The 13600-nt window shown below is 67.0% G+C and carries 9 protein-coding genes; 4 read left to right on the top strand and 5 right to left on the bottom strand.

The window, feature by feature from the left end:
- Window positions 1–40: 40 nt before the first annotated feature.
- From LC060_RS05960 to manD, 4 genes are all read right to left on the bottom strand, one after another.
- Window positions 41–1318, bottom strand: a complete 1278-nt coding sequence (locus tag LC060_RS05960; RefSeq protein WP_226633449.1) for an MFS transporter — start codon at window positions 1316–1318, stop codon at window positions 41–43.
- Between the two features lie 36 nt (window positions 1319–1354).
- Window positions 1355–4108: a glycoside hydrolase family 2 TIM barrel-domain containing protein gene (locus LC060_RS05955; protein WP_226633448.1), complete on the bottom strand. Its 2754-nt coding sequence runs from the start codon at window positions 4106–4108 to the stop codon at window positions 1355–1357.
- An 81-nt stretch (window positions 4109–4189) separates the two neighbouring features.
- The gene (locus tag LC060_RS05950) at window positions 4190–5185 is read right to left on the bottom strand and encodes a sugar kinase (RefSeq protein WP_226633447.1); all 996 of its coding nucleotides are present in this window, start codon (window positions 5183–5185) and stop codon (window positions 4190–4192) included.
- Window positions 5173–6381, bottom strand: a complete 1209-nt coding sequence (gene manD / locus LC060_RS05945) for a D-mannonate dehydratase ManD (RefSeq protein ID WP_226633446.1) — start codon at window positions 6379–6381, stop codon at window positions 5173–5175. Before manD ends, LC060_RS05950 begins: the two co-directional genes overlap by 13 nt.
- 107 nt (window positions 6382–6488) lie before the next feature.
- Between manD and LC060_RS05940 the strand changes: the two genes are divergently transcribed.
- From LC060_RS05940 to LC060_RS05925, 4 genes are all read left to right on the top strand, one after another.
- Complete coding sequence (locus LC060_RS05940; RefSeq protein WP_226633445.1) at window positions 6489–7280, top strand: FadR/GntR family transcriptional regulator; 792 nt, start codon at window positions 6489–6491, stop codon at window positions 7278–7280.
- Between the two features lie 7 nt (window positions 7281–7287).
- Window positions 7288–8688 (top strand): glucuronate isomerase, encoded by a 1401-nt coding sequence (gene uxaC / locus LC060_RS05935; protein WP_226633444.1) that lies wholly within the window; start codon window positions 7288–7290, stop codon window positions 8686–8688.
- Window positions 8685–10052, top strand: coding sequence for a mannitol dehydrogenase family protein (locus tag LC060_RS05930; protein ID WP_226633443.1), 1368 nt, complete (start codon window positions 8685–8687; stop codon window positions 10050–10052). The genes uxaC and LC060_RS05930 overlap by 4 nt, the downstream gene beginning before the upstream one ends.
- Before the next feature lie 210 nt (window positions 10053–10262).
- Window positions 10263–12074: a diguanylate cyclase gene (locus LC060_RS05925; protein WP_226633442.1), complete on the top strand. Its 1812-nt coding sequence runs from the start codon at window positions 10263–10265 to the stop codon at window positions 12072–12074.
- An 83-nt stretch (window positions 12075–12157) separates the two neighbouring features.
- On the opposite strand, the gene LC060_RS05920 is transcribed toward LC060_RS05925, so the two are convergent.
- Window positions 12158–13600, bottom strand: a complete 1443-nt coding sequence (locus LC060_RS05920; protein WP_226633441.1) for an efflux transporter outer membrane subunit — start codon at window positions 13598–13600, stop codon at window positions 12158–12160.

Raw genomic sequence — 13600 nt, 5'->3', positions numbered from 1 at the left:
AGGAGCCGATACTGCAGGCAACAGATGCTTCGACTTGGGCTCAGCCCCTGGTCGCCGCGACGCGGGGCGCCTTGCCTCCCGGCGTACGCAGGAGGCTCCACAGGACGATTGCGGCCAGCACGTCGAGCGCGCCGAGCATCACGAACAGCGGGTTGTAGCCGAATTCATCCGCGCTCTGGCCGATGATGAAGGTGAAGGCCATGCCCCCGATCCAGGCGATCGAGCCAGCCATGCCGCTCGCGGTTCCGACCGCACGGGTGTCGAAGACGTCGGCGCACAGGGTAATGAGCGCCCCGTTCAGCATCTGGTGCGCAAAGCCGCCTACGCAGAACAGCGCGATGGCAAGGCCGGGCGAAGTGGCCAGGCCGATGCACGCCGGGCCCAGCATGCACAGCGCACCCACCGTCATCGTCACCTTGCGCGAGGTCACCATGGCCGCCCCCCGGCGCATGAGGACATTGGGCAGGATCCCGGCGGCAAGCGAGCCGAAATCGGCCGCCAGGAACGGCATCCAGGCCCACAGCGCAACATCGCGCAAGTCCAGCTTCCACACCGTCACAAGGTAGAGCGGGATGAAGAAGCTGAAAGTCTGCCACGCAGGTTCGGCCAGAAAACGGGGAATGGCGATGCCCCAGAAGCCCCGGCTGCGCAGCACTTCCCTACGCCGGGCCGGGCGCACTTCGCTGGCGTTGGCCTTGCGGTCCTCCTCCAGCGCGGCGAGTTCCTCGGCCGGCAAGCGTGGGTGCCGTTCGGGTGTGCGGTAGCCGAACCACCAGATCAGGGCCCACAGCACGCTCATGCCGCCCGTCACCAGAAACGCCGACTGCCAGCCCCACCACAGGATGCAGAAGGCCACCAGCGGCGGCGCCAGCATCGAGCCCACGCTGGTACCCATCTGGAAGCAGCTTGTCGCCAGCGAGCGTTCGCGCGCCGGAAACCACTCGGACGTCACCTTGGCCCCGGCGGGAATGGCCGCGGCCTCGGTCGCGCCAAGCGCGGCGCGAAAGGCAGCAAGGCTGGGCCAGCCGCTGGCAAAGGCGTGGCCCATGTTGGACAGCGCCCAGCCCATCGCGAAGATGAAGAAGCCAAGGCGCGTGCCCAGGATATCGAGCACCGTCCCCGCGACCGTCTGCATAACGGTGTAGCTGGCCTGGAAAGCCAGGATAACCCAGCTGTAATCCTCGGTCGACATCCCGAACTCGGCCTTGAGCGTGGGCGCGGCGACCGAAAGCGTCGAGCGCGCGAGGTAATTCATGATCGTGCCCAGCGTCACGAGGCTGATCATCCACCAGCGCAACTTGATCCTGGAAAGGCCCATTCGCGTATTCATCCTCTTCCCTGTGCGGTGGCGGGCTTATCGTGCCCGTTCGACCTCGATGGTGGAGACCAGTGCCTCGGGTGTCGCAGCGCCCGCAGAGGGCGTGAAGGCAAGGTCGAGCCCGTCTCCCCCCACATCGACCTCGAAGCTGCGGGCCAGAAGCCGGTTGGTGCCTCCCGCCTCAGCGGCAATATCAAGGCTACTCAGGACCCTGGCCGAATTGGCCGAGACGTCGAACCGGCGCTCACCCGGGGCGGCCTCAGGCTCGATGAAGCGCAGAGTGACCCGGTAGCGCCCCGGTGTGAGCGGCAGGTGATAGGCAAAGTCGCCCTTGCGGAAACGGGCCAGCGCATCGCGCTGGTCAGCAGGCGCGATCTCGGCGCGCAGCGGGGGGCGCCCGCGTCGCGGCGTATCGGCCGTGCCCGCTTCGCCGCCTTTGAAGAAGGCGTCCGACCCGTAACCGAGGGACGCCACCAGCGCGCCAGCGTCGATGAAGAAGGCGTGCGCGCGCGAGGCATCCAACTGCCAGTCGATCGCATCGGTGACATCCTGGTTCCTGCCTGCCGCGTCTGCGAAGTGACCCGTCGCCTCGATCCGGTTCGCACCCGAGGCGAGGCGCACGCCCGGCCAGACACAGACGCGGTTCGGACAATCGTCCTTCGCGCCCATGTCCTCGCCGTTGACGCGCAGCGTGACGGACGGGGCGTTGGAATAGACCCTGACGTCGGTCACCGGATAGGCACGCTGGCGGTAGCGGCGCCCGGTCACATGGACCGTGGGCGCATCCGACCACTGCGCGCGGTAGTAGTAGAAGGCGTCCTTGCGGATCGCCCCGTCGTAGCTGACGAGGCCCTTGGTGTTGATGTCGGTGGAATCGCCTTCCTTGCGCGTCACGGTCGCGAAATCGAACGAATTCCAGAGCCAGCGGCCCCACAGATAGGGCCGTTTGGCCAGCTCCGGCCAGGTCTGTTCATGCACCCAGCTGGCGTACTCCTCGGGCTGTTCGCGTCCGCCCATGTCGTGCGGGCCGCCCTGCGGATTGTCGGTGTGGATCGAGAAGGCCGCGCCTGCGCCGTATTCGGAGATGGCCTGGGGCTGGTCGGGACGCGCGGCGTGCAAGGCATCGAAGTGCCCACCCACGAAAGCGGGCTTGCCATAGTACCACCCGAAGTAGCGATTGCCCGCTGCTACCGGCACCGCGTCCGCGACCTCGGGCACCTTGGGCATGCCCGTCCCTTCGCAGCAGGTCGCGAGCGTCGGGGCGCGCAAGGGGTCTTCCGCCTGCGCCAGGCTGACAAGTTCCTCCACCAATGGAGTGGGATCGGAAGGATCGGCGCTGTTACCCCGCCCTAGGAACTCAGGCCGGTTGGGGCCGAAATCGACCTCGTTCGCCACCCCCCAGACCGCGACCGAGGCATGGTTGTAGTTCTGGCGGATCATCTCGGTAAGCTGCTGGCGCGCGTTGGCAACGATGCCCGCCGGGGCCGGTCCGGCCTCGGCATCGAGGCTCCAGGCGGTCACCAGCGCGATTTCGTCCCAGACGACAAGGCCATACTTGTCCGCCAGTTCATGGACCGGCTGGCCGTGCTGGTAATGGGTAAGGCGCACCGTGTTCGCGCCCATGTCGCGGATCGTGTCGATCTGGCGCGTGACGTCCGCGCGCGTGAGCGCCCAGCCATGGGCCATCGTGTCCTGATGCAGCCCCACGCCCTGGAGGCGGACCGGCGTGCCGTTGATGAGGAAGCCCTTGTCCGGATCGATAGCGAACTGGCGGATGCCAAAGTCCTGTTCGACGGTGTCGAGGACGCCCCCCGCAGCGTTCCGCAGCCGGGCAACGAGCGTGTAGAGATAGGGATCCTCAACGCCCTGCCACAGGTGCGGATCAGCGACATCCAGCGCCGCGCGCACCTCCTGCCCCTCTCCGGCAGCCAGTTCCAGCACACGGCGCTCGCGGGCGACGAGCTTGCCCGCACGGTCGCGCAGTTCCAGCTCCAGAGCGGCCTTCGCGCCATCCGCACGTGCGCTGGAAAGGCGCGCCAACACCTCGATCCGAGCCTGGTCATCGGTGATCGCGCTGGTCTGGGCATAGACGCCCGGCCCGCCAAAATCGCGCATCGCAAAGTGCGCATCTGCGGTCTCGATCAGGCGCACCGGACGATAGATCCCGCCCTGCACGAAGAAGTCCCCCGCGAGCGGCAAGGTATTGGCCGTGGCGTTGCCCGGCGCGGGATCGGTGTTGTCGACCTTGACGGTCAGCACGTTGGGCCCCTCGGCGCGCAGCGCGGCCGTGGCCTCAAACCGGAAGCGGCTGAAACCGCCCTCGTGGCGCCCGAGATGGACGCCGTTCAGCCACACATCGGCGGTCCGGCTTGCCGCGTCGAATTCCAGCCAGGCCCTGCGCCCGGGTGCCAATGCTCGCGCAGGCAGTTCGAGGCGGTACCAGCCCACGCCTCGGTAGTCGTCGAGCTCCCGGTTCCTCGCTCCGGGCACACCGGCCGCAGCCTCGTAGGTGCCGATGCGGTTCCAGGTATGTGGTACCGCCACTTCGGCCCAGGCCGACGCATCGAAATCGGAAGAGGAGGGATCGGCGGAGGTATCCAGGTCGCTGGCCTTGCGAAAGCGCCAGCCCGTGGCGAGCTGAGTCACCGCGCGCCCGCTCGCGTGAAGCCCGGCTTCCGCCCCGACCTGCGTGCCCGCGTCCGGCGCACGGGCCTGAACGGGGCCCACACCCAGCACGAGCGGCACTCCCAGGACGATTGGCGCCAGGCCGGCCAGGGTGTTGGTCTTCACGTCAAGCATCTCCCTTGTATCCCGTGTGCTGCCGCGCGCTCCCTTGTTCCGGGTGCGTTGTTGCGCGCGGACCGGCTGGCGCTATCCGCTGGGTGCCGCCGCTGCCGGAGCCCCATAGGGAGCCCCCTGATCCCTGTCGGGGATGGCCCCCCGACGCATGATGACCCACCCCGCGATGGCGTGACCGGCTGCGGCCGAACTGGCCGGACCAATCCCGCGCAGACGCCCGGCCAGGTAGCCTGCATTGAAGGCATCCCCGGCCCCGCTCGTATCGACCGGATCGAGCCGCTGGGGTGGCGCAAGGAGGGTTCCATCGGGAAGGCGACAGCCCTGCGCCCCGAGCTTCACCACGGTCTCCCCGCAGCCCAATCCCTGCCAGTGCGCGGCCACGGCCTCGGCTGTGGCCTCACCGGAAATCTGGGTCTCGTCCTCCAGCGTGGGCAGGCCGAAATCGGCAACCGCAATCGCCGCATCGCGCCAGTGCCGTGCCGTCGCGACATCCTCCCAGAGGCGCGCGCGATAGTTACCATCAAGCGCGACCTTCCCGCCTTTGGCGCGCACATTGCGGGCCAGGTCGAGTAAGGCCTCGCGCCCCGCATCGGGAAGGATCGCCAGTGAAATCAGCGAGAAGGACAAGAGGTCGGCCCCCTCCACTACGGCGCGGGCCTCGCCCAAGGCCTCGCCCATGACCGGGCCACCTTCGAACAGGGCCCGGGCCGCGCTCGTGTCACGCCAGTAGGAAAAGGTACGCTCGCCCGCATCGTCGGTGGCAATCGCGTAAAGACCGGGCTGGCGCGTGGGATGGCGCAGGACAAGGCTGCAATCGACCCCCTGCGCCTGCCACTTCTCCACCAGGTCGCCGCTCAGGGCATCTGTGCCCAGCGCCGTCATGTAGGCAACGTCATGCCCGAAGCGCGCAAGGTGAATGGCGGTGTTGAGCGTATCTCCGCCATAGCCCATGCGCCAGGCCGCCTCCGCAGATGCGCCGCCCGGCTCTCCCATCTGCGAGAGTTCGAGCATGGCTTCACCAAGGCACACGATCCGCGTCACGTCGCCGGTTCCTCCTACCAGTTCCACATCGTCCCGTCCTCGAGCCGGGCGACCGGCAGGTAGGCGGGCTTGTAGGGGTACTTCGCGGCCAGTTCCTCGTCGATGTCCACCCCGTGACCGGGTGTGTCCCCAACCGTCAGGTGGCCATCGGCAAAGCTGTAATCGTGGGGGAAGACCGCGTCGGTCTCCTCGGTGTGGCGCATGTATTCCTGGATCCCGAAGTTGGGCACCCAGGTATCGAAATGGAGCGCGCAGCCCATCGTGACAGGCGACAGGTCGGTCGCGCCGTGGCAGCCGGTGCGCACCTGATAGAGCGAGGCGAGGTCGGCAATGCGGCGCAAGTGCGTCAGGCCGCCCGCCCCCACCACGGTCGCGCGAATATAGTCGATGAGCTGGTTCTGGATCAGGTCCTTGGCGTCCCAGATCGTGTTGAAGATCTCACCCACGGCCAGCGGCGTCACCGTGTGCTCGCGCACGAGACGGAACGCCTCCTGGTTCTCGGCCGGGGTGCAGTCTTCCAGCCAGAACAGCTGGTAGGGCTCGAGCCTCTTGCCCAGGTTCGCGGCCTCCTGCGGCGTATAACGATGGTGGCCATCGTGCAGCAGGTGGTGATCAAAGCCGTAAGTCGCGCGCAGCTTCTCGAACATCTTGGGCACGTAATTCAAGGCCTTGCGCGTGTCCCACCCGGTCAGCGAGGGCAGCTGCGCATCAGCCGGCTCGTAATAGAGCTTACCGCGGCCTACCCCATAGGCGTCCTTGATACCGGGCACGCCGGTCTGCGCGCGAATCGCCTTGTAGCCCATGTCGATGTACTGGCCGACCGCCTCGACGGTCTCGTCGATGTCGCCGCCGTTGGCATGGCCATAGACCATGACCCGCTCGCGGCTCTTGCCACCCAGCAGGTCGTAGACCGGCATGCCCGCCATCTTGCCCTTGATGTCCCACAGCGCCATGTCGACCGCCGCGATGGCGCGCATGGTCACCGGACCGCGACGCCAATAGGCCCCGCGGTAGAGGTACTGCCAGATATCCTCGATCCGGCGCGGGTCCATGCCGATGAGGCACGGCACGACATGGTCCTCCAGATAGGAGACCACCGCCTTTTCCCGGCCGTTGAGCGTGGCATCCCCGATGCCGTAGACACCCTGGTCGGTCACGATCTTCAAGGTCACGAAATTGCGCCCGGGGCACGTGACGATCACGCGGGCCGCTTCAATCTTCATCTTGGCTATTCCCCCCCAGAGTTCTGACTGGTACGTTAGGTCCTGTCTTGACGGCCCGAAATTGGTCTGTCAATCCTCCAATAATTGGTCAGACCAACGAGAACCCGATGTCCAGACAGACACATGCACCGGCCTCTTCCTCGGAAAGCGCATCCGCCAAGCCGCAGGACCGCCTCTACCAGGAACTCTCCCAGACGCTGCTGCGCGAGATCTCCGAGGGCGTGTTCCCGGTCGGCTCGCGCCTTCCCGCCGAGCGCGAACTGGCCACACGCTATGACGTGAGCCGCACCACCGTGCGCGAGACGATGATCGCGCTCGAGGTGCAGGGCGTTGTCGAAGTGCGCGTGGGCTCGGGCGCTTATGTGCTGCAGATGCCCGGCGCGGCCGCCCAGCCCGGGATCAACGTCACCGCATTCGAGCTGACCGAAGCGCGTCTCCTGATCGAGGGCGAGAGCGCGGCGCTTGCCGCCACACAGGCGAGCGAAAAGGACATCGCTGCCATCGCTGCCTCGCTCGAGGCCATCGCGCGCGAAACCAACGATGTCACCGAAAGCGAGCTGGCCGACCGCGACTTTCACCTCGGCATTGCCCGCGCGACGCGCAACCGCGCCATCTACGAGGCGGTAGAGCACCTCTGGAACCAGCGCGAAAGCTCTCCCGAATGCGCGCTCGTCCACGCCAAGGCGCGCACCGCCAACATCAAACCGGTGGTCGAGGAGCACTCAGCCATTCTCGATGCGCTGCGGGCCGGCGATCCGGCCGCCGCACGCAACGCCATGCGCGCCCACCTGAGCGCGGTTCTTGAAAGCCTGCTCTTTGCAACGGAGGAAATGGCGGTCGAAAAGGCGCGCGAGGCCTCGCGCTCGAAGCGCGCGATCTACGCCCGGCTGACCGCCTGACACACCCATGACCCGACCGCTACGCCTGCATCCCGACCGGCTGCTCCCGGCCGATCCCACCACGCGCACTCTCGCTCGCGACCTGTACGCCAGCGTGGCCGGACTGCCGATCATCAGCCCCCACGGGCACACCGATCCGCGCTGGTTTGCAACCAACGCGCCCTTCGGCAACGCCACCGAACTGCTGCTCGCGCCCGATCACTACATCTTCCGCATGCTCTATTCGCAAGGTGTGCGTCTTGAAGACCTGGGCCTTGGCGGCTCGGGCGCGGATCCGCGCGCGGCCTGGCGCCTCTTTGCCGAGCGCTACCACCTGTTCCGGGGCACGCCTTCACGCATCTGGCTCGACTGGGTCTTTGCCGAAGCCTTCGGGATCGACGTCGCGCTGGAGGGAGAGACGAGCGATCTCTACTTCGACACCATCACCGACAAGCTGGCGAGCCCGGACTATGCACCGCGCGCGCTGTTCGAGCGTTTCAACATCGAGGTCATCGCGACCACCGAAAGCCCGCTCGACACGCTGGAGCACCATGAGGCGATGCGTGCCTCGGGTTGGCAGGGCCGCGTCATCACCGCCTACCGCCCCGACCCGGTGATCGACCCGGAATTCGAAGGCTTTCAGGCCAATCTCGATCGCTTCAGTGCGATCACCGGCGAGGATTGCCGCACCTGGCAAGGCTACCTTGCCGCGCACCGCCAGCGCCGCGCCTTCTTTGCCCGGATGGGCGCAACGAGCACCGACCACGGCCACCCCACCGCGCGCACGGCCGACCTCACCCGCACCGAGGCCGAAGCGCTCTTCGACAGGGTCGTCTCGGGCAAGGGCACCTCGGGAGATGCCGAACTCTTCCGCGCCCAGATGCTGACCGAGATGGCCGCGATGAGCCTGGAGGACGGGCTCGTCATGCAGCTCCACCCGGGCTCCTACCGCAACCACAACGCCCGCGTGTTCGAGCGTTTCGGGCGCGACAAGGGCGCCGACATTCCGGTTTCGACCGAGTACGTCCGGGCACTCAAGCCCCTGCTCGACCGTTTCGGTAACGAGGCAGGCTTCACGCTCATCCTCTTCACGCTGGACGAGAGCGTCTACGCGCGCGAACTGGCGCCGCTGGCCGGGCACTATCCCTGCCTGCGCCTGGGCCCGGCCTGGTGGTTCCACGACAGTCCCGAGGGTATGCGCCGCTTCCGCCGCTCGGTCACCGAGACCGCCGGTTTCTACAACACCGTGGGCTTCAACGACGACACCCGCGCCTTCCTGTCGATCCCCGCGCGCCACGACCTCGCGCGCCGGATCGACTGCGGCTTCCTGGCCGAACTGGTCATGGAGCACCGCCTGGAGGACTGGGAAGCGGCCGAACTGGCCCGCGATCTCGCTTACGATCTTGCCAAGAAGGCCTACAAGCTGTGACCGACGCCCTGCCCCGCCTGTCGCCTGAGACCCTGGCCAGCGTCCCGGCGGACACACGCTTCACGCATGACCGCGCGCAGACCAGCCTTGGCATTATCCACTTCGGCATCGGCGCCTTCCACCGTGCGCACCAGGCCTGGTACACCGACCGCGCGATGGATGCGGGCGATACGCGCTGGGGGATCTGCGGGGTCTCGCTGCGCTCGGCCAGCGTGGCCGAGCAATTGATGCCGCAAGGAGGGCTCTACACCGTCGCGGAGCGCGGCGCGGGCGCGCCGCGCCTGCGCGTGGTCGGTGCCGTCCACGAAGTCCTCGTGGGCCCGGACGACCGTGCCGCAATCCTCGAGCGCCTGGCGAGCCCGGACACGCACATCGCCAGTTTCACTGTCACCGAGAAGGGCTATTGCCGCAAGGCCGATGGGAACCTCGACCTTGAGCGCGCCGATAAAGGTTCGATCTACGGCTTCCTTGGCGAAGGGCTCGCGCGCCGCCGGGCACAGGGGCTGCCGGGCCTCACGCTCCTGTCCTGCGACAACCTGGCGGACAATGGGCGCACGCTGGAACGGCTCCTGGGCCAATGGTGTGCGCATCACGATCCCGAACTGGGGGCCTGGATCGCACAGACCTGCACCTTCCCCGGCACGATGGTCGACCGTATCGTGCCCGCGACGACCGACGCCGACCGCGCGGCTGTCGCCCAGCAGCTTGGCCTGGCCGACGAAGCCTGCGTCGTCACCGAGGCCTTCAGCCAGTGGGTAATCGAGGATCGCTTCGCAGGACCCCGCCCTGCCTGGGAGGATGTCGGCGCGCAGATCGTTGCCGAGGTCACGCCGTACGAGGCGGCCAAGCTGCGCATGCTGAACGGCGCGCACTCCGCGCTCGCCTATATCGGCCTCGCCGCCGGGCACACCTTCGTGCACGAGGCCGTGGCCGACCCGGCCATCCGCCCGCGGATCGAGGACCTCATGCGCAAGGAAGCCGCGCCCACGCTGACACCCGCGCCCGGTCAGGACCTGGATGCCTACGCCAAGGCCCTGCTGGCACGCTTCGAAAATCCCGCACTGGCGCATCGCCTCGCGCAGATCGCGATGGACGGTAGCCAGAAGATCCCGCAGCGCTGGCTCGAAACGCTTGAAGCCAACCATGAGGCCGGACGCTCCTGCCCGGCCATCCTCGCTGCGCTCAAGGCCTGGTTTTGCCATCTGCGCGGCGCGAACGGCCCGCTGGAAGACCCCATGGCCGACGAGCTGACGGCGCTGGCCCGCGCTCACGAAGACGACGAACTGGCCCGCCGCCTGTTCGCACCAGAGGGTCTCTTGGGCGGCATCTGGAATGCCGATCCGGCGGAGATTTTTGGCGGATAATCAATTTTTTACAGTGTCGGAAAAAAGAGTTCCGAGGGCCATCGCCCTCCCCAAACTGTCGAGATCATCGTTCACCGGCCAGCTTGGCCGGGTACGGGCGAACTCCCCTTGCCATAAGACTGTCGCGGCGGGCTCCTTGCGTGCTATTCTTATGAGAATACGTGGGGCTTAAGAAGAAATTCAGCACCCTGCTCCTAACCGCCGAGGACCATGCGGCTCGCTACCATCACCAACTGGGCCTACGGGGCCACGGTTCTCCTCACGATCGTGTCCGGCGCCACGATGCTCCTCTCCTCCAGCGCGCAGGAGCACGAGCGTGTCGCCGTGGAGCGCCGCTTTGCCCTCGACCGCGCGACCGAGCGGCTTGCCGAGGACGTCTATCGGCTGACCGATCGCGCGCGCCAGTACCTCAACACCGGCGATGCCACCTACCAGGTACTCTACGCCCGCGAAGCCACCGATACCGACAAGCTGGAAGAACGGCTGCGCCGGATCGCCAAGGCCGGGGCTACGCCAGCAGAACTCGCGGTCCTACGCGAAGGCCTGCGCTGGGCCGATTCGCTGCGCGATGAACAGACAGAGGCGCTCGCCGCGCAGGCCGATGGCAACACGCCGCGCGCGCGCCAGATCCTGTTCGGGGCCGAATACGAACGCGAACTCGATCGCGCCATCACCATGGTCGAACGCTTTCAGGAGCAGCTCGACCAACGTACCGAAATCGAGATCGCCGAGGCGACCCGAATCTCCCGTATCTGGCGCACGACTTCCGAATTCATGCTGGCAATCACCGCCTTCCTGTTCCTGTGCGTCCTCTACTTCGTGTTCAAGCGGCGGGTCCTGCGCCCGGTGGTGCGCCTCTCCGACGTCGTCAACCGTCTCGCCGCGCAGGACTACGGCGTGGAACCGCCGACGTACGAGGATGTCGACGAGATCGGCGACATGGCCCAGGCGATCCGCGTGTTCCGCGAGAACGGCATCGAGCGTCAGCGCCTCGAAGCCGTCCAGGAGGCCGAACGCGCCTCACGTGCCCTGCTCGCCCGCATGACCCAGCGCATGCAGGGCTGCGACACGCTCGATGCGCTGACCGACGTGGTCCAACGCTTCGTACCCGAGATCGTGCCCGGCTTTGCAGGACGGCTCTATGTGCTCGACCCGGACAGCAATCGCCTGGAGGAAACCGGAAACTGGCTTGACCCGCAGCACTCGGGCTCCGCGTTCTCGACGCTGGACTGCTGGGCGCTTCGTCGCGGCCTGCCGCACCGCCCGGCGGGCGAGACCATCGACGTGCCCTGCGCGCACCTGGATCTGGACGGCGCGGACGCGCTTCCCGATACGCTCTGCCTGCCGCTGATTGCGCAGCGCCAGACGCTGGGGCTGATCTATTTCGAATCGCGTAAAGCCCGCGGCGAGCAGCGCTTCCCGGAAAACTATCTCCAGATGCTGAGCGAGAATATCGGCCTCGCGCTCTCCAACCTGCGGCTGCGCGAGCGGCTCCAGGCCATGGCGCTCACCGATTCGCTGACCGGGCTATCCAACCGCCGCAATTTCGAAGAGGAACTGCCCCTCACGCTGGCCAAGGCGGAACGGGATGCGACAGCCCTTTCCTTCCTGATGCTGGACATCGACCACTTCAAGCGCATCAACGATGGCTTTGGCCACGAGGCTGGCGATTCGGTCCTGCGCGCCGTGGGCGCCGCGCTGCGCCAGGCAATGCGCGAGGACACCCGTATCTTCCGATACGGCGGCGAGGAATTCCTCGTCATGCTGCCCGGCGCCGACAGCGCGCAGGCGATGGAGCGCGCCGAGGATCTGCGCACTCGGATCGGCGGCCTCGAAATCCTGCATCATGGGGAGCCGCTCGGCCCGGTCACCGTCTCGATCGGACTGGCGACCACACCGGACCATTGCCCGGCCGCCAAGCTTCTGCGCACCGCCGACGCGGCGCTCTACCGCGCCAAGGACCTGGGACGAAACCGCGTCGAGGCCGCCCAGCCCCGCAAGGACGAGCGCCGGGCGAGCTGATCCGCCCTGCCCGCACACGAAAACGCCTCTCCGTCCATTCCGGACGAAGAGGCGTTTTCGTATGGGCGTCAGTCTCGTGCGACTTAGTCGGTCGCGCCAGCCTCGTCCTCAAGCACGACATCGGCCCCGCCCCCGAGCGAGCGGTAGAGCTCGATCAGGTTGGTCGCTTCCAGCAGCCGCGTGTTCACAAGCTGCTGTTCAGCAGCATAGGCCGTGCGCTGGCTGTCGAGCGTCGTCAGGAACGAATCCACGCCGCTACGGAACCGTGCCTCGGCAAGGTTGGCCGAGACCTGCGCTGCCTTGGTCCGGCGCATCTGCGCCATGACCTGTTCGTTGATGCGGCCACGCTGGGCAAGGGCATCGCTGACTTCGCGAAACGCGGTCTGGATCGCCTTCTCGTACGTGGCCACCGCAGCCTGCTTGGACGCCTTGGCATAGGCCAGGTTGCCCGAACGCGCGCCACCATCGAACAGCGGCAAGCTGGCCGAAGGCGAGGCATTGTAGGTGTAGCTTCCGTCCTTGAAGAGCCCGGACAGCGCGGTGCTGATCGTGCCCAGCGTGCCCGTCAGCGAGATCGTCGGGAAGAACGCTGCACGCGCCGCACCGATGTTCGCGTTCTCGGCAATCAGCTGGTGCTCGGCCTGGAGCACGTCGGGACGCGAGAGGAGAACGTCGGAAGACAGCCCCACCGGAAGATCCTGGCGCACCAGATCCTCGGTGCCCAGCGTCGAGGGTAGAAGTTCGCGCGGAACGGTTGTCCCGGCCAGCAGATTGAGCGCGTTCTGGTCCTGCGCCAGCGCAGTCTCGAGAACGGCGATGTCGTTGACCGCGCCCTCGTAGCTGGTTTCAGCCTGGCGCACCTGCAGCTCGCTACCGGTGCCGATCTCGAACTGCGCGCGGGTGAGGTCGAGCGTCTTCTCGAAGGCATCCTTGGTCCGGCGGGCAAGTGCCAGTTGGTCGGCGTCGCTCGCCATCGTCAGCCAGGCGTTGGCGATCTCCGCGATCAGGCTGATGCGGGTGGAGCGCTGCGCTTCCTCGCTGGCGAAGAACTGCTCCTGCGCCGCACGCGACTGGTTGCGCACGCGCCCGAACAGATCAAGCTCGAAGGCCGAGATGCCCAGGGTTCCCTGGTAAATCTCGATGTCTCCGGCATTCTGGGTCTGGCCCGTCATTGCCGCGAAGTTGTTGGTGTAGGTGCCCGTCCCCCCCGCGCTCAGCGTCGGGAAGAGCGCCGCGCGCTGGGTGGTGAACTGGGCACGGGCCTGGAGGACATTAGCCGCCGCGATGCGCAGATCCCGGTTCTCCTCCAGCCCCATCGCGATGACCTGGCGCAGACGTTCTTCAAGGAAGAAGTCCTGCCAGCCCGTGCGCGACATGTCCGGGGCATCGCTTGCCGCACTCGGGTAGACCCCGCCCTGCGGCATGGCCTGGGGAATGGCGCCGGTCGGCCGCTCATAGTCGGGTGCCATGTTGCACCCGGCCAGGAGCAGCGCGCCCGCCGCGATCGGTAGAATGCGTGTCTTCAT

This window comes from Novosphingobium profundi (genome assembly GCF_020524485.1).
GTDB lineage: Bacteria > Pseudomonadota > Alphaproteobacteria > Sphingomonadales > Sphingomonadaceae > Novosphingobium > Novosphingobium profundi_A.
The sequence above is the reverse complement of the archived record's forward strand: the minus strand, read 5'-3'. Positions and strand labels throughout refer to the sequence as shown.